We start from the raw sequence: 17,160 nt of genomic DNA on the forward strand, positions 1-17,160 counted from the left end.
CGGGGCCGAGTGCGTCCGGCCGGGGGCCGGCGCGCGTTCGGCCCGGGGCCGGTCCGGCGGCGGCAGGGTGCCGCCGGACCGGCCCGCGGGAGCGGTTAGAGGCCGCTGCCGGCGAGTTCGATCGCCTCTTCGGCGGCCGACTGGATCTCGGTGAAGGCGTCCTCAGGGGCGAACGTGCCGTCGACGACGCCGTTCAGGACGGTCTCGACCGCGCCCTTGACCGGCGGGTGGTAGTACGAGTAGGTCAGCGGCGGGAAGTTCTGCACCGAGGCGGCCAGGATCTGGCCGGTCGGGGCGTCGCTGAAGTACGCGTTGGTGGAGTCGGCGACCTTCGGGTCCGCCTGCGCCGCAGGGGAGGACGGGAAGTTGCCGACGGCCTCGAAGACCTTGACCTGCTGCTCGGGGGCGCTCAGCCACGCGGCCAGCTCGGCGGCCTCCTCGGGGTGCTGCGACTGGGCGGGGACCGCCAGCCACGAGCCGCCCCAGTTGCCGCCGACGCCCGGCGCCGCGGCCATGTCCCACTTGCCGGCGTTGTCCGGGCCGGAGTTCGGCTCGATGACGCCGCTGGGCATCCAGCCCGGGCACGGCATGACGGCGAAGCCGCCCTCGGCCTGGGCCGCGATCCACTCCTCGCTCCAGGAGACGAAGTTGCCGATCGCGCCCATCTCGTGGAGTTCGAGGATGGTGCCGACCGACTCCTGCACCGCCGGGGAGTCGAGGGTCAGGTTGCCGTCGGCGTCGACGTACATCTGGCCGTCGCCCTGGCCGGCGAGCTGGCCCAGCAGCATGTTCTGGAGCTGGGTCGGGCCGTCGAGGAAGGCGACGCCGGTGTCGGCGTCCACGTACTGCTGGGCGAGGGCCTTGAAGCCGTCCCAGGTGGACCACGCGGCGGCGAGCTCCTCGCGGTCGGTCGGCAGGCCCGCGGCCTCGAAGAGGTCCTTGCGGTAGCACATGCCCATGCCGCCGACGTCGGTGCCGAAGCCGACCTGCGTGCCGTCGGGGCTCTGGCCGAGGGCCCACTTCCAGTCGACGTAGTCGCTCGCCCGGTCGGAGTAGTCCTTGCCGAGGTCGTACCAGTGCTCGGAGTTCGAGAAGAGCTGGACGACGCCCTGCTCCTCGATCCCGACCACGTCGCCGGCGCCGGAGCCGGTCTCGAGCGCGGTCTCCAGGGTGGGCCGGTACTCGGCGTCCCAGTTGACGCCGTCGCCTTCGATGACCACGTCGATGTCGTCGTGGAGGGCCTCGTACTCGGCCTCCAGCCCGGCCTCGGTGTACCCGAAGGTGCCGAACAGGGAGACGACGAGCTCGATCTTGCCGTCCTCGGTGAGGCCGTCGTCGTCGGCGCCGCTGCCGCCGCACGCGGCTGCGGTGAGCGCCAGCGCGCCCGCGGCGGTCGCCGCGAGGGCGATCCGGCCGTGCTGTCGATTGAGGAGATGCATCTTTGCGGGTTCCTTCCAGGCGCCTCGGCGGCGCCATGTGTTTCAGAGGGGTTGAGGGACTCGATTCCGGTTGGTGCCCTGAGCGGTGGTGGTGCGGGCCGCCATGAGTGCGCGGCGGCCCGCGGACTGAAACCGCCGAGGCGATCGCCCTTGGGAGCGATACCAGGATCGTACGGGAGCGTGTTCCATGACGCAAGCCCGGGTGTGAGGGTCGTTACGACTTCGTTGCCCTCGTGATCTTGAGGTGCGGATCGAGGATCGCGAATCCGTAACTATGAAACCGGAATACCACCTCAATTAGCAGGGAAAACACCTGGCAAATGGCAACGGTTTGCCTCGTCTGAGGAGAAATTTAGAGATGTCAATGTATTGACATTGAGGGCGGCTGCTTGGGAGCATGGCCTGGGAGCGCTTCCGCATCTCGGTCCGTTTCGTTCCACTCGTGCGATTCACTGGCCGTGAACCCGGCATGAGCGCTCCCATGAAAACGGACATACCACCCACGTTCAGGAGTAGCCAACATGGATTCCGACAATCTGGCCCCGCCGCGCCGGCGGGGCCGTCGATGGCGCCGGACGGCCGCGGTCACGCTGCCGCTCGCGCTCGTCGGCACGTTCGCCGCGGTGGCCGCGCCGCCGGCCTTCGCCGCCCAGTACTGCGGCGGCGTCCAGTACAACGTCGTCTCCAGCTGGGGCTCGGGCTTCCAGGCCAACGTCGTGCTCACCGCGGGCACGGCCGGGCTCAACGGCTGGGACATCGAATGGGACTTCCCGGCCGGCACCACCGTCCAGAGCGCGTGGAACGTGGGATGGAGCCAGAGCGGCACCACCTTCACCGGCTCCGACGTCGGCTGGAACGGCAATATCGCGGCCAACCAGAGCCGCGAGGTCTTCGGCTTCATCGGCGCCGGCCCCTCGACCGCGCCCACCGGCATCACCGTCAACGGCGAGTCCTGCGACGGCGAGGAGCCGGTCGAGCCCGAGCTCGAGGTCGACCGCGCGAACGTCGTCGTCGACGCCGGCGCGACCTCCTCGATCGAGGTCGGCTTCTCGGCCGCGACCTCGGCCGCCGCCACGGTGACCACGACCCGCACCTCCGGCTCGACCGACATCTCGGTCGCCTCGGGCGGCTCGCTGTCGTTCGCGGCCGGCGACACGAACCCGAAGCCGGTCACGTTCAGCGCCGCCGCCGGCGCCGAGGCCGGCGAGTCGGCCGTGTTCACGGTCGCCTCGCCCGGCTACGCGTCGCTCCAGGTGACGGTCACCGTCGCCGACCTGGGCGAGGTCACGGAGAACGAGGAGCGCTTCCTCGCGATGTACGACCAGCTCACCGGCGCCGACTCCCCGTACCTGCACGAGACGGGCGTCCCCTACCACTCGGTGGAGGAGCTCATCGTGGAGGCGCCGGACTACGGCCACGAGACGACCTCCGAGGCCCTGAGCTACCTCCAGTGGCTGGAGGCGGCCTACGGCCAGGTCACCGGCGACTGGTCGGGCTACAACGAGGCGTGGGACATCACGGAGCAGTACGCGATCCCGGACCTGAACCCGACCTCGTACAACCCGTCCTCCCCGGCCTCGTACGCGCCGGAGTCGGGTGACGTCACCGACTACCCGACCCAGCTCGACTTCAACGCCTCGGTCGGGACGGACCCGCTGGGCCAGGAGCTGCGGAACACCTACGGCTCCAACCAGATCTACGGCATGCACTGGATCCTGGACGTGGACAACGCCTACGGCTTCGGCGAGTGCGGCGACGGGACCACCGAGCCCGCGTACATGAACACGTTCCAGCGCGGCTCGGCCGAGTCGACGTGGGAGACCGTCGCGCACCCCTCGTGCGAGACGTTCGACTTCGGCGGCCCGAACGGCTACCTGGACCTGTTCGTGGGCGACTCGCAGTACTCGCGCCAGCAGCGGTACACCGCCGCCCCGGACGCCGACGCGCGCGCCGTCCAGGTCGCGTGGATGGCCCAGCAGTGGGCGCAGGAGCAGGGGCAGTCGACCGCGATCTCCGGGTCGCTCGACAACGCCTCGAAGATGGGCGACTTCCTGCGGTACTCGTTCGCGGACAAGTACTTCAAGCAGATCGCCGGCGACTGCATCGGGATCAACAACTGCCCCGACGGCAGCGGCAAGAACTCGTTCCACTACCTGCTCTCCTGGTACTACTCCTGGGGCGCGGGCATGAACGGCGACTGGTCGTTCCGCATCGGCGGCTCGGGCGTCCACCAGGGCTACCAGAACGTCATGGCCGCGTACGCGCTCTCCGAGGGCGGCCTCCAGCCGAACTCGCCGACCGCCGACGACGACTGGGCCGCCAGCCTCGACCAGCAGCTCGAGTTCCTCGAGTGGCTCCAGGTGCCGCAGGGCTCCCCGGGCGCCGGCGCCATCGCGGGCGGCGCGACGAACAACTGGGGCGGCCACTACGGCACCCCGACCACGAACGCCGAGTTCGAGGGCCTGTACTACGACGAGCAGCCCGTGTGGCACGACCCGCCGTCGAACCGCTGGTTCGGCTTCCAGGTCTGGGGCATGGACCGCGTCGCGCAGTACTGCATGGAGACCGACGACCCGCGCGCCTGCAACCTGCTCAACGAGTGGGTGGCGTGGGCCCTGTCGGAGTCGGAGATCAGCGCGACCGACTACAGCCTCCCGGGCGACCTGGAGTGGAACGGCGAGCCGGGGGCGGGCCTGTCCGCCTCGGTGATCAACATGTCGAAGGACCCGGGTGTGGCCGGCGCCTTCGCGAAGATCCTGTCGTACCACGCGGCGGCGACCGGCAGCACGGCCTCGCAGACGGCCGCGGCGAACCTGCTGGACTCCCTGTGGGCCGCGAACGACGGCGTCGGCGTGACGCAGACCGAGGCCCGGGCGGACTACTGCCGCTTCGGCGACGAGGTCTACATCCCGCCGGGCTGGACCGGCACCATGCCGAACGGCGACGTGCTCGAGAACGGCGTCACCTTCATCGAGACCCGGTCGTTCATGACCGAGTTCGAGGGCTGGGACCAGGTCCAGGCGTACATCGACGGGGGCTGCACCGGCCCCGCGCCGGAGTTCAACTACCACCGCTACTGGCACCAGGTCGAGGTCGCGACGGCGTTCCAGACGTACGCCGCGCTCTTCGAGTAGGAGCCCGATGAACGGCGCGGCCGGTCGCCGATGTGACCGGCCGCGTTCGGCTGCGCCGTGTTCGATTGCGCCGTGTTCGGCTGCGCCGCCGCGGTTCTCGTGCCGCAGCGCTGAGCACACAGGTCCGGCCCGCCCGGAAGTTCCGGCCCACCGGGCCCGACCTCTATGCTCAGCGGCGTCCAGCACCCCTCTGCTGGACCGCTGAAGCGTTGCGCCGCAAGGGCTTCACTCGACGTCGATGTCGAGGTCCATGCCGGCGTCCCAGAAGGTCTCGGCGACCGGGCGGGTGCTGGCGATCCCGGCCATGGCGGGGACGCCGCCGGGCAGGTACGTGGAGGCGATGGTGGTGTAGTCGACGCCGTCGTCGGCGTGGGAGACGGTGACGGTGTCGCCGGACCTGATGAGCCGCAGCCAGATCTCGTCGGACTCGGTGTCGACGGGGAACAGCGACCAGTCGGTGCGGCCGCGGGTGGTGACGGTGCTGATGAGGTGCTGGCCGCCGAGGTACTCCGCGCCGGTGCGGACCCAGTTGGACTCGTCGACGCGGATGGCCAGGGACGCCTCGGCGTGCTGGTGCCGGTGCTCGGGCCGCAGGCGCAGCGCGATCTCGCCGTCGCCCTTGAGCTCGAGGCCGTAGATGTAGACGTGGTCGCGCTGGGGCTCGCTCCCGGCGCTGCGGACGAGGGTGGTCTTGTTCTCGAAGTAGGGACTGATCACTCCACCGTCAACCGTCCATTGTACTTCTTCTGAAGGAGACTGCATGGTTCCATGATGCCACACGCGAAAAGGTCGTTTCTAGACATAACGGTCGCGGTAACCCAAAGTTAATCCCTCGTTAGACTCGGTTACAAGGCCGAAATACCAGCTCAACGCCCATTTGCATGCGGCGAAAGCGGTTTGCGTTACGCCGCTTGGACAGCGTTGGCATATTCACTGGAGTCTTGTTTCGGATCGATTGTCCCGCAAGCGGACTCATTGCGCGTGAATGGCGCGCCGTCCCTTCCGTCCCGGGGTTTGAAGGCGACCGGTCCAGGCTACTACCGATGCGCCAATGCCGCCTCCCGAATGGGAGCGGCATTCCCGTTCCATGTGATTCGCGCGCGAATGCGAGTTCGCCTCCGGTCAAGCGGCGACGGGGCGGACTAGGCTGCCGAGGGCTCATACCCGTGTCCTCTCGGGCTACTCGACCGTTAATCCGGATAGAGGAGTACGCAGGCACGGAAGCGAAGGCGAATGAGGAGATAGCGTGAGCATGCAGCATTCAGCGAGGCCGGGAACGCAGCAGTCGGAAGCGCCCGAGGGGCGCGGCCTGCCGCGGCAGGACCGCACCGCTCCGCCTCGCCGCTCGCGCCACACCGCCGAACCCGCCCAGGGCTCCATGGTCGTCCCGATCCCCGCCCGCTCCCGTCGGGCCCGCCGCGAGCAGCCCTCGAAGCTCTTCTCCCTGGAGGAGCCGCCGCCGCTGGAGGCGCCGGCCGGGATCACCGAGATCACCGGGTGGAACCTCGCCGCCGTGATGTGGCGCGACCACCTGCCCGAGCAGCTGCTCGGCATCGACTGCGCCTCCTGCAAGCAGGCGTGGCCCTGCGACACCTGGAAGATCGCGGACGACCTGCTCACCGAGTGCTGCGAGGCCGCCGGCGGCGCGCCCGCCCCCACCCGCTAGCCCCGCCGGTCCCGCCCGCCCCGAAGTTGAGTCGACCCGACTCAACTTTAGTGTATTTCGTCACAATACCTGTGATCGCCTTGACAGTCCCGGCCGCCCTGATGAACATTGAGTCTATCCGGCTCAACTTGGTTCGGGGTTCCCGCCCGGCCGCTTGAGACAGAGACAAGTCCCCGGCAGGCGGGGGCATCTGTTCGACTACGTCAGGAGATCAACATGGCACGTGCGGTCGGCATCGACCTCGGCACGACGAACTCCGTGGTCAGCGTCCTCGAAGGCGGGGAAGCCACGGTCATCACCAACGCCGAGGGGGCCAGGACCACCCCGTCCATCGTCGCCTTCGCCAAGAACGGCGAAGTCCTGGTCGGCGAGGTGGCCAAGCGCCAGGCGGTCACCAACCCCGACCGCACCATCCGCTCGGTCAAGCGCCACATCGGCACCGACTGGGCCGTGGACATCGACGGCAAGTCCTACACCGCGCAGGAGATCTCCGCGCGGATCCTCATGAAGCTCAAGCGCGACGCCGAGGCGTACCTGGGCGAGAACGTCACCGACGCGGTCATCACCGTCCCGGCGTACTTCTCCGACGCCCAGCGCACCGCCACCAAGGAGGCCGGCGAGATCGCGGGGCTGAACGTCCTGCGCATCATCAACGAGCCGACCTCGGCCGCGCTCTCCTACGGCCTGGACAAGGGCGAGGAGGAGCAGACCATCCTCGTCTTCGACCTCGGCGGCGGCACCTTCGACGTCTCGCTGCTGGAGATCGCCGACGGCGTCATCCAGGTGAAGGCCACCTCCGGCGACAACCACCTCGGCGGCGACGACTGGGACGACCGGGTCATCCAGCACCTGGTGAAGACCTTCAACGGCCAGTACGGCGTGGACCTGTCCAAGGACAAGATGGCCATGCAGCGCCTCAAGGAGGCCGCCGAGAAGGCCAAGATCGAGCTGTCGTCCGCGACCCAGACCTCGATCAACCTGCCGTACATCACCGCCGGCCCCGACGGCCCGCTGCACCTCGACGTGTCGCTCTCGCGCGCCGAGTTCGAGCAGATGACCTCCGACCTCCTCGACCGCTGCAAGAAGCCGTTCGAGCAGGCCGTGAAGGACGCCGGGATCAACGTCTCCGAGATCGACCACGTCATCCTCGTCGGCGGCTCCACCCGCATGCCGGCCGTGTCCGACCTGGTCAAGCGCCTCATCGGCCGCGACGCGCACAAGGGCGTGAACCCGGACGAGGTCGTCGCGATCGGCGCGACCCTCCAGGCCGGCGTCCTCAAGGGCGAGGTCAAGGACGTGCTGCTCCTCGACGTCACCCCGCTGTCGCTGGGCATCGAGACCAAGGGCGGCATCTTCACCAAGCTCATTGAGCGCAACACCACGATCCCGACCAAGCGCTCGGAGGTCTTCACGACCGCCGACGACAACCAGCCGTCGGTGCTCATCCAGGTCTTCCAGGGCGAGCGCGAGATCGCGGCGTACAACAAGAAGCTCGGCACCTTCGAGCTCACCGGCCTCCCGCCGGCCCCGCGCGGGGTCCCGCAGATCGAGGTCACCTTCGACATCGACGCCAACGGCATCGTGAACGTGTCCGCGAAGGACTCGGCCACGGGCAAGGCCCAGTCGATGACGATCTCGGGCGGCTCCAGCCTCGCCAAGGACGACATCGAGCGGATGATGTCCGAGGCGCAAGAGCACGCCGAGGAGGACCGCCAGCGCAAGGAGGAGGCCGAGGCCCGCAACATGGGCGAGTCCCTGGTCTACCAGACCGAGAAGCTCCTGGCCGAGTCCGGCGACAAGATCCCCGAGGACCTCAAGGGCAAGATCAACGACGCCACCGGGTCGCTCAAGGGCGCCCTCGGCGGCTCCGACATCGAGGCGATCAAGCGCGCCACCGAGGAGCTGTCGAAGGTCAGCCAGGAGGCCGGGCAGGCCATGTACGCGGCCGCGCAGGCCGACCAGCAGGCCGCCGCCGGCCCGCAGCAGTCGGCCGGCGCCGCGGGCGCCGACGACGTGGTCGACGCCGAGATCGTCGACGACGACAAGGACCAGAAGTAGTGGCCGAGGAGAAGAAGGACGCCGACGACGCGCAGCCGCCCGAACAGCCCGACGAGGGCGCCTCGGACGAGGCCGAGCTGACGGTCGACGACATCCTGGCCGCCGCCTCCGACGACGGCCAGGCCGCCGACGACGCGGTCGCGGTCCTCCAGTCGACCCTGGAGGAGCGCACCCGGGACCTCCAGCGGGTCACCGCGGAGTTCCAGAACTACCGCAAGCGCGTCGAGCGCGACAAGGCCCGCGCGGGCGAGCTCGCGACGGCCGGGGTGCTCCAGAGCCTCCTGCCGGTGCTCGACGACCTCGACCGGGCCCGGGACCACGGGGACCTGAACGGCCCCTTCGCGTCCGTCGCCGACCAGCTCGTCAACGCGCTCGCGAAGCAGGGCCTGGAGTCCTTCGGGGTGAAGGGCGACCCGTTCGACCCGCAGATCCACGAAGCGGTCGCGCACATGCAGATGCCCGACGTGGACGGTCCGACCTGCATCGACGTGATGCGCTCGGGCTACCGCCTCGGCGAGAAGCTGCTGCGCCCGGCCCTGGTCGCGGTCGCGGAGCCGTCCGAGGACGCGGAGCCGCTCCAGGAGCCGCAGCCCGAGCCGGAGGACGTCGAGGCCGCCGAGGCCGAGGCGGCCGGCGACGCTGAGGCGCCCGCCGAGACCGAGCCGGTCGAGGGCGACGAGGCGGACACGGTCGTGGAGGGCACGGTCGAGGCCGAGGAGGCCGGGACCGGCGACGAGGCCGGGGAGCCGGAGGCGTCGGAGGACGCCGAGGAACCCAAGGGCAAGAAGAAGAAAAAGTAGGAGCACCGTCCGGTCCGCCTCCGATCGCGGAGGCGGGCCGGCGACGAGGGCGGGGACCCGGTCCCCGCCGGGACTGAACGGAGGAGGCGTCCGGTGGCATCGCAGGAGTGGCTCGAGAAGGACTTCTACGCCGTGCTCGGCGTGCCGCAGGACGCCTCCAAGAAGGACATCGAGAAGGCGTACCGGAAGCTCGCCCGCGAGTGGCACCCGGACCACAACCCGGCTGCCGACGCGGAGGAGAGGTTCAAGGGCATCTCCGAGGCGTACTCGGTGCTCCACGACGACAAGTCGCGCCGCGAGTACGACCAGATCCAGCTGATGAAGTCGGGCCGGGGCGGCTTCGGCGGCGCGCACGCCGCGGGCGGGATCAACCTCGAGGACCTGTTCGGCGGCGGCGGCGCCTCGTCCGGGTCGTTCTCCGACCTGTTCGGGGGCCTGTTCGGCGGCGGCGCGGGCCAGCGGCGCCGCGGCGGTGCCGCGCGCGGGAACGACCTGCGCACCAACGTCACCCTCGACTTCGCCGACGCGGTGAAGGGCTCCACCACGGAGCTGCGGATGCGCGCCCCGGGGGAGTGCGAGACCTGCCACGGCTCGGGCGCCCGGCCCGGCACCGCGCCGTCCACGTGCCCGAAGTGCAGCGGCCGGGGGCTCGTCACCGAGAACCAGGGCGCGTTCAGCTTCGCGCAGCCGTGCCCCGAGTGCGAGGGCACCGGCACCGTCGTCACCGACCCGTGCCCCGACTGCGGCGGCACCGGGGCCACCACGAAGGACCGCGTCATCACCGTGCGCGTGCCGGCGGGGATCGCCGACGGCCAGACCATCCGGCTCGCGGGGCGCGGCGCGCCGGGCGAGCGCGGCGGGCCGGCCGGGGACCTCCTGGTCCGGGTGACCGTGCGCTCGCATCCGCTGTTCGCCCGCGACGGCGACAACGTGACCCTGCGCCTGCCGGTGTCGTTCCCCGAGGCCGCCATGGGCGCCAAGGTGAAGGTCCCGACCCTCGACGGGCCGGTGACCCTGAGGGTCCCGGAGGGGACCCCGACCGGGCGCGTGCTGCGCGTCAAGGGCCGCGGCGTCCCCGGCAAGGGCGACCTGCTCGTGACCGTCGACGTCGACGTCCCGAAGGCGCTGTCGCCCGAGGCCCGCGAGGCCCTGGAGAAGTACGCGGCCGCCGCTCCCGCGGCCGACCGCGCGAAACTGGAAGAGCTGACCGGCCAATGACGTTGCACCAGGAGCAGCACGCCGCCGCGCCGCGGGCGCGGCGCGCTGACGCGACCGCACCTGGAGGAGCCGACATGACCGCACGAGCGCTGCCGAGCCGCGCCGACGCCGACCCGGCCGCGCCCCGCGACCGCACGGGCGCGAACGCGGGCGGGCCGACCCGCCCGCCGGGCCGCCGGCCCGCGATCGCCGCGGCCGCGTCCGCGATGCGCACCCGCGCCCGCGCCGCCCTGTGGCGCAAGGTCCTCTGGGACGGCGCGTTGCACGACAGTGCATCGAAGCAAGGCGCCCCGCGCGGGCGCACCGGCGACACCGATCCAGGGAGGGAACCGTGACCGCCTCGGACCGCACCGGTCCGCCCGACCGGCCCGCAGACATGGCCGCGCACCACCAGGTGCGCGTCGAGATCTCCTACCGCCAGCGGGGGATCGACGACGACATCGACTTCGACGCCAAGATCCTCGCGATCTCCGCCGCCGCCGAACTCGCCGGCATGCACCCGCAGACGCTGCGCCAGTACGACCGGCTCGGCCTCGTCGAGGCCGCCCGCACGCCCGGCGGCGGCCGCCGCTACTCCGCGCGCGACGTCTCCCGCCTGCGCGAGATCCAGCGCCTGAGCCAGGACGAGGGCGTCAACCTCGCCGGGATCAAGCGGATCATGGACCTCGAACGCGAAGTGCAGGCGATCCGCGCCGAGGCGCAGGCGGTCGTCGAGGAGCTCCAGCGGGCCCGCCGCCAGCTCGCCGAACTGCGCGCGATGACCGGCCCGTTCGGCCGCTCCACCGACATCGTCCTGTGGCGGGGCGAACAAGGATGAGCGCTTGCCCGCCCGAGACGTCCCGTTAAGATCGGCCCATGCGACGCAAACGACGACGGCATCGAAGTCCCCGCCCCCGCGGCGGCGGCCTCCGCGCAGCGGAGCCTCCCAGGGGGCGTGAGCGGTGCTCATAGCGATCGGACTGGCGATCATCCTGGCAGTCACCGCCGCCACGGGCTTCTTCGTGGCGCTCGAGTTCGCGTACACCGCCGTCGACCGGTCCAAACTGGAGGAACTCGCGGCCGGGCCCGACGCCCGGCGCGCCGCCCGCGCCCGCCGGGCCCTGAAGATCTGCGCCCGCCTCTCCTTCGCCCTCTCCGGCGCGCAGCTCGGCATCACCGTCACCGCCCTGTTCGTCGGCTTCTTCGCCGAGCCCTACCTCGGTGAGGGCCTCGCGCAGCTCCTCGGCGTCGCCGGCATCCCCGCCGCCGTGTCCGTCACCGCCGGCACCGTCGTCGCGTTCGTCATCGCGAACGTCGTGCAGATGATCCTCGGCGAGCTCGGCCCCAAGAACCTCGCGATCGCCCGCACCGAGGCCCTCGCGCTCGCGCTCGCGGCCCCCACCAGCACCTACCTCACCGTGTGCGGGCCCATCATCCGCTTCTTCGACGCCGCCTCCACGAAGTTCCTCAACCTGCTCGGCATCCAGCCGGTCGAGGAGCTCGAGCACAACGCGACCGCCGAGGACCTGCACCGCATCATCGACGTCTCCCGCGACGAGGGCGCCCTCGACGAGGAGCTGTCGGTCCTCCTCGACCGCGGCCTCGACTTCTCCGACACCGTCGCCGAGCAGGCCATGACTCCGCGCGTCGGCGTCCAGACCCTCCCCGCGGACGCGACCGTCGCCGACGCGGTCGCCGCGCTCGCCGACGGCCACTCCCGCTTCCCCGTCGTCGGCGACGACATCGACGACCTCCGCGGCGTCGTCGGCATCGGCCAGATCATCGCCGTCCCCCGCGAGGACCGCGCCGCGGTCACCGTCGCCGAGATCGCCGACCCCGCCATGCTCGTGCCCGCGTCCCTCCCGCTCCCGCAGCTCCTCGACCAGATGCGCGGCCGGCACCGCCAGCTCGCCTGCGTCGTGGACGAGTTCGGCGGCTTCGCCGGCATCGTCACCCTCGAGGACCTCGCCGAGGAGCTCGTGGGCGAGATCCGCGACGAGCAGGACCGCTTCGAGGCCGTGCCCGTCGCCCTCGCTGGCGGCGGCTGGCTCATCCCGGGGCGCTGGCGCGTCGACGAGGTCGCCGACGCCACCGGCATCCAGCTGCCCGAAGGCGAGCACTACGAGACGATCGCCGGACTCGTCATGGCCGAGCTCGGCCGCGTCGCCCACGCCGGGGACACCGTCGAGGTGGCCACGTCGGCGGCCGGGGAGTTCTACGACGAGGACGGCGACGGCGAGGCCGACCCGGTCCCACGCAGCGTCAAGCTCGTCGTCGTCTCCTCCGCCCGCCATGTGCCGCAAGCGATCGAGCTGCGGCCGGTCCCCCAGGAGGAGTCGTGAGCACCGGCTCCGCGCTGCTGATCTCGGCGATCCTCCTGGCCGCCAACGCGTTCTTCGTGGCCGCCGAGTTCGCGCTCGTCGCCTCCCGCCAGCACCGGCTCGAACAGGACGGCTCCGCGGCCGCCCGGGCCGCCCTGCGCGGCACCAGGAACCTCTCGCTCATGCTCGCGGGCGCCCAGCTGGGCATCACCGCGTGCACCGTCGGCCTCGGCGCGCTCGCCGAACCGGCCCTCGCGCACGCCATCGAGGTCCCGCTCGAGCACCTCGGCCTGGAGGCCGCGGCGCACCCGATCGCGTTCGCGATCGCGCTCGCCGTCGTCGTGTTCCTGCACATGGTCGTCGGCGAGATGATGCCGAAGTCGTGGGCGATCACGCACCCCGAGGCCTCCGCGATGGCGCTCATCTGGCCGTTCACCGGGTACGTGTGGCTGACGAAGCCGATCCTCTTGGGCCTCAACCACGGCGCGAACGCGATGCTGCGGCTGTTCAAGGTGGAGCCCGCGGACGAGAAGGCGCAGGCGCACTCCCCGGAGGAGCTGCGCTACCTGCTGCGGTCCTCGGCCGCCGCGGGCGTCCTCGGCGAGGAGGAGCACCAGATGCTCGCCCACGCGATCGAGGTGCAGCGCCGCGGCGTCGGCGAGGTCCAGATCCCCTGGGCCGACGTCGTCACCATCCCGGCGGCCGCGACCGCCGTCGCCGCCGAGGAGCGCAGCCGCGCCACCGGCCGCTCCCGCCTGGTCGTCGTCGACGCCGACGAGCGCCCCGTGGGCCTCGTGCACGTCCGCGAGGCCGTGCAGGCCGAGCCGGACGCCGCGGTCGCCGACCTCGCGGCCGCCCCGCTCCTGGTCGCCGCCGACACCACGGTCGCCGGCGCCGTCACGCTCATGCGCCGCCAGCGGTCCCAGCTCGCCCTCGTCACCGGCGCCGACCGCGAGGTCACGGGCCTGGTCGCGATGGAGGACCTGCTCGAGGAGATCATGGGCGACTTCTACGACGAGACCGACAAGACCGCGTAAGAGCGGAGACCAGAGGGGCCCTCGGCTGCGTCGGGGCCCCTCTGGACGTTTTCGGCGCGACACGCGCACTGGGCGTGTCCGTCGCGGGTTTCGGGCCCTTCAGGCGTGATCATGATTCATCAACCGTTTCCTGTGACTCTGGAAGACCATGTCGAAATTCTTCGAGGAAACCGGGCCCGAATTCGCCGTCTCCATGCGCGGCTACGACCGCCACCAGGTCGACGAGTTCACCTCCCGGCTGTATCAGAACATCAAGACCCACGAGCAGCACCGCGACGAGGCCGCGCGGGCGCTGGAGGCCGCGGAGCAGCAGCTGCGCCGGGCCGAGGAGCGCATCGGCGCCCTGGAGCGGCGCGTGTCCGAGCGCGCCACCCAGATCGCCGAGGCCGAGCAGCCGACCCTCGCCGGGCTCGGCGCGCGCGTCGAGAAGATCCTGCGGGCGGCCGAGCAGGACGCGGGCGTCCAGAAGGCGGACGCGAAGCGCCAGGCCGCGGCCATGCTCCAGGAGGCCCGCAGCGAAGCGGACGCGATGATGCGCACCGCGCACGCCGAGGCCGCCGAGATCACCGCGACCACCGACCAGGACGTCACCGAGATCCGCGCCCGCGCGGTCAACGAGACGACCGAGCTGCGCGAGAACGCCCGCCGCAACCACGACCTCGCCGTCGCCGACGCCCACCGCGAGGCCCAGATCGCGCAGAGCCAGTCCCGCGCCGCCGCCGAGAAGACCCGCTCGCAGGCCGAGCGGGAGATCGCGGTCATGCGGGCCACCGCCGAGCGCGAGATGACCGAGCTCAAGGCCCTCGCCGCCCGCGAGGCCGACCAGCAGCGCAGTGCCGCCCACCAGCTCCTGTCGGAGGCCGCCGAGTTCCGCAAGAAGAAGACGCAGGAGCTCACGCTCGCCGAGGCCGACCGGCGCGAGCGGGCCCAGAAGGAGGAGGCCGACCGGCACCAGCAGGCCATCGCGACCGCGCAGCGGATCGTCTCGGAGGCCGAGGACCGGCTCGCGCTCGCCGAGGAGCGGGCCCGCGCGGCCGAGAACCGCGCGATCGAGCGCCGCGAGGAGGCCGACCAGCAGGCGAAGGACGCCGTGCAGCGGGCCGCCGAGCAGGCCAAGTCGATCCGGGCCGAGTCCGACACGGAGGCGGCGCGGTTGCGGCGCAGCGCCGAGGAGCGGGCCGCCGAGCGCGTCCAGCCCCTCGCCGAGGAGGTCGCGGCCTTGGAGCGCCAGCGCGACAGCGCCGGCTCGAACCTCACCGACCTGCGCCGCCAGCTGGGCCTGGTCTCGGGCGAGGAGGAGAAGACGGTGTCCTCGTCGCTGTCGAGCGCGTTCGACTCGCCGTCGACCGGTTCGGGCTACGACTCGCCGTCCGCCGGCGTGTTCGCGTCCGAGTCGGCGCCGCTGCCGATCAACCGGCAGCGCGAGTCGCCCGAGGACCTGGACGCGACCCAGCACCTGCCGAAGGTCCACTAGCAAGCCCCGCCGCGCGCCGCGGTCGCCGTGCCGAGCAATCCGCGCTCCGCACTGGCCGACCGCGGCGCGGCCCTATATTATAAATAAACTGAACTAATTCGGTGGGAGCGCCGCCCCAGCCCGGGGCCGGGGCCCGTCGAACCGGTTCCGCTCGGCGCGGCCCCCCTCCGGCGGCGCCCGATCCGGACAACTGCACCACGACCACAGGAGCCCCCGCACTATGCAGCGCCGCATCTCGCTGATCCCTCAGCCGCAGCAGCTCACGGCCGCCGCCGGCGACCTCGACCTGAGCACCCTCGACGCCATCGCCGCCGACCCCGAGCTGCACCCCCTCGCCTGGCTCCTGTCCGACCTCCTCAACCGGGGCACCGGTCTGCGCCTGGCCGTCGCGCCCCCGTCGCAGGGCCGGGTCCTGCGCCTGCGCCTCGACGGCGACCGCCCCGCCGACCTGACCACCGCCGCCGAGGCCTACCGCCTCGAGGTCACCCCCGACGGCGTCGACCTCGCCGCCGCCCACCCCGCCGGCATCTCCCGCGGCATCGCCACCCTCCGCCAGCTCCTCCCCGCCGACGCCCTCCGCGAGGCCCCCGCCGCCGCCCCGGTCGTCCCGCTCGTCTCGATCGCCGACGAGCCGCGCCTGCGCTGGCGCGGCGTCATGCTCGACGTCGTGCGGCACTTCCAGCCCAAGGACTTCGTGCTCAAGATGATCGACCGGGCCTGGCTCCACCGGCTCAACGTCGTCCACCTGCACCTGACCGACGACCAGGGCTGGCGCTTCGACGTCCCGTCCCGGCCCCGGCTCGCCGAGATCGCGTCCTGGCGAGCCGAGACCAAGATCGGCCACGCCCGCGACGAGGCCGCCGGCTACGAGCCCACCCCGCACGGCGGCATCTTCTCCGTCTCCGACCTGCGCGAGATCGCCTCCTACGCGCGCGAGCGCCACATCATGATCGTCCCCGAGGTCAACCTGCCCGGGCACGCCCGCGCCGTCCTCGCCGCCTACCCCGAACTCGGCGCGGGCCAGCACAAGCCGGTCTCCCCCACCTTCGGCGTGTTCGAGGAGGTCCTCGAACCCACCCCCGAGGCCCTCGACTTCGCGCTCGAGGCGTACACCGCCGTCGCCGAGGTCTTCGACGGCCCCTTCGTCCACATCGGCGGCGACGAGGTCCCGATGACCCAGTGGGAGTCCTCCCCCGTCGCCCGCGAACTCATGGAGCGCGAGGGCATGGAGGACGTGCGCGGCGTCCAGGCCTGGTTCACCAAGGCGTTCTGCGACCGCCTCACCGCCATGGGCAAGCGCGTCATCGGCTGGGACGAGATCCTCGACGGCGGCGCCCCCGCCGAGGCCGTCGTCCACGTCTGGCGCAGCGAGGCCTACGTCAAGAAGGCCGTCGCCGCCGGCCACCTGGTCGTCGCCTCCCCCGAGCCGTACGCCTACTACGACCACTACGAGAGCGACGATCCCGAAGAGCCCCTGCGCATCCACGGCCTCACCACCGTCGACAAGGTCGCCGGCTGGGACCCCGTCCCGCCCGGCGTCGACGCCGACCGGGTCCTCGGCATCCAGTGCCAGCTCTGGTCGGAGTACCTCCCGACCCCGCGCGACGTCGAGTACGCCGCGTTCCCGCGCCTCTCCGTCCTCGCCGAGGTCGGCTGGACGGACCTCGACGTGCGCCGGGCGAACCCGGTCGCCGAGCGCCTCGAAGACCACCTCGAGCGCCTGCACGCCATGGGCATCGACTACCGGCCCCTGACCGGGCCCGAGCGCTGGCAGCGCGGCGGCACCGGCCGCCGCGCCCGCTACGACTGGACGTTCGAGGAGCACCGCCCCGAGTGACCCCGGCCCTCCGGGAAAGCGAGCAGCCCTTGCGGCCCGCGTGAGCGGATCGCAAGGGCTTCTTTACGATGGAGCGGTCCCCGGCGGCGGTGGGGCTATTGCGGGGTCAGCAGCAGGGTCAGCAATGGGAGCGCCCGCGCCGCCGCCGGGGAGTCTGCGCCCCGGCCGGAGGCCGGGGGAGCAACCTGCGGCGCGAA

General features: G+C 71.6%; 13 protein-coding genes. 11 read left to right on the top strand and 2 right to left on the bottom strand.

Going from position 1 to position 17,160, the window contains the following annotated elements; genetic code table 11:
- Positions 1 to 95: 95 nt before the first annotated feature.
- Positions 96 to 1,439, bottom strand: coding sequence for an ABC transporter substrate-binding protein (locus tag EIW28_RS22915; RefSeq protein ID WP_125250042.1), 1,344 nt, complete (start codon positions 1,437 to 1,439; stop codon positions 96 to 98).
- Positions 1,440 to 1,960: 521 nt separating this feature from the next.
- On the opposite strand from EIW28_RS22915, the gene EIW28_RS22920 reads away from it, so the two are divergent.
- A complete protein-coding gene (locus EIW28_RS22920) occupies positions 1,961 to 4,573 on the top strand; it encodes a glycoside hydrolase family 48 protein (RefSeq protein WP_125250043.1) in 2,613 nt (870 codons plus the stop codon).
- 225 nt (positions 4,574 to 4,798) lie between these two features.
- Here EIW28_RS22920 and EIW28_RS22925 read toward each other — a convergent pair whose 3' ends face one another.
- Entirely contained in the window at positions 4,799 to 5,335 is a 537-nt protein-coding gene (locus EIW28_RS22925; protein ID WP_125250044.1) for a DUF1349 domain-containing protein, read from the bottom strand.
- A gap of 484 nt (positions 5,336 to 5,819) precedes the next feature.
- On the opposite strand from EIW28_RS22925, the gene EIW28_RS22930 reads away from it, so the two are divergent.
- From EIW28_RS22930 to EIW28_RS22975, 10 genes are all read left to right on the top strand, one after another.
- Positions 5,820 to 6,239: a hypothetical protein gene (locus EIW28_RS22930; protein ID WP_125250045.1), complete on the top strand. Its 420-nt coding sequence runs from the start codon at positions 5,820 to 5,822 to the stop codon at positions 6,237 to 6,239.
- A 216-nt stretch (positions 6,240 to 6,455) separates the two neighbouring features.
- On the top strand, positions 6,456 to 8,297 hold the full coding sequence (dnaK, locus tag EIW28_RS22935) for a molecular chaperone DnaK (RefSeq protein ID WP_125250046.1): 1,842 nt from the start codon (positions 6,456 to 6,458) through the stop codon (positions 8,295 to 8,297).
- Positions 8,297 to 9,097 (top strand): nucleotide exchange factor GrpE, encoded by an 801-nt coding sequence (gene grpE, locus EIW28_RS22940; protein ID WP_125250047.1) that lies wholly within the window; start codon positions 8,297 to 8,299, stop codon positions 9,095 to 9,097. Before dnaK ends, grpE begins: the two co-directional genes overlap by 1 nt.
- Before the next feature lie 93 nt (positions 9,098 to 9,190).
- Positions 9,191 to 10,315, top strand: a complete 1,125-nt coding sequence (dnaJ, locus tag EIW28_RS22945) for a molecular chaperone DnaJ (RefSeq protein WP_125250048.1) — start codon at positions 9,191 to 9,193, stop codon at positions 10,313 to 10,315.
- A gap of 74 nt (positions 10,316 to 10,389) precedes the next feature.
- Complete coding sequence (locus tag EIW28_RS22950; protein WP_125250049.1) at positions 10,390 to 10,650, top strand: hypothetical protein; 261 nt, start codon at positions 10,390 to 10,392, stop codon at positions 10,648 to 10,650.
- A gap of 41 nt (positions 10,651 to 10,691) precedes the next feature.
- Complete coding sequence (locus EIW28_RS22955; RefSeq protein ID WP_125250078.1) at positions 10,692 to 11,132, top strand: heat shock protein transcriptional repressor HspR; 441 nt, start codon at positions 10,692 to 10,694, stop codon at positions 11,130 to 11,132.
- A gap of 124 nt (positions 11,133 to 11,256) precedes the next feature.
- A complete protein-coding gene (locus tag EIW28_RS22960) occupies positions 11,257 to 12,636 on the top strand; it encodes a hemolysin family protein (RefSeq protein ID WP_125250050.1) in 1,380 nt (459 codons plus the stop codon).
- Positions 12,633 to 13,652 carry a hemolysin family protein gene (locus tag EIW28_RS22965; protein WP_125250051.1) on the top strand — a complete coding sequence of 340 codons (1,020 nt, stop codon included), beginning with the start codon at positions 12,633 to 12,635 and terminating at the stop codon, positions 13,650 to 13,652. Before EIW28_RS22960 ends, EIW28_RS22965 begins: the two co-directional genes overlap by 4 nt.
- A 148-nt stretch (positions 13,653 to 13,800) precedes the next feature.
- Entirely contained in the window at positions 13,801 to 15,126 is a 1,326-nt protein-coding gene (locus EIW28_RS22970) for a cell division protein DivIVA (protein WP_125250052.1), read from the top strand.
- Positions 15,127 to 15,346: 220 nt separating this feature from the next.
- Positions 15,347 to 16,963 carry a beta-N-acetylhexosaminidase gene (locus EIW28_RS22975; RefSeq protein WP_125250053.1) on the top strand — a complete coding sequence of 539 codons (1,617 nt, stop codon included), beginning with the start codon at positions 15,347 to 15,349 and terminating at the stop codon, positions 16,961 to 16,963.
- Positions 16,964 to 17,160: the final 197 nt, after the last annotated feature.

Origin of the sequence: Glycomyces terrestris (assembly GCF_003933745.1) — a bacterium.
Classification (GTDB): Bacteria; Actinomycetota; Actinomycetes; order Mycobacteriales; family Micromonosporaceae; genus Glycomyces; species Glycomyces terrestris.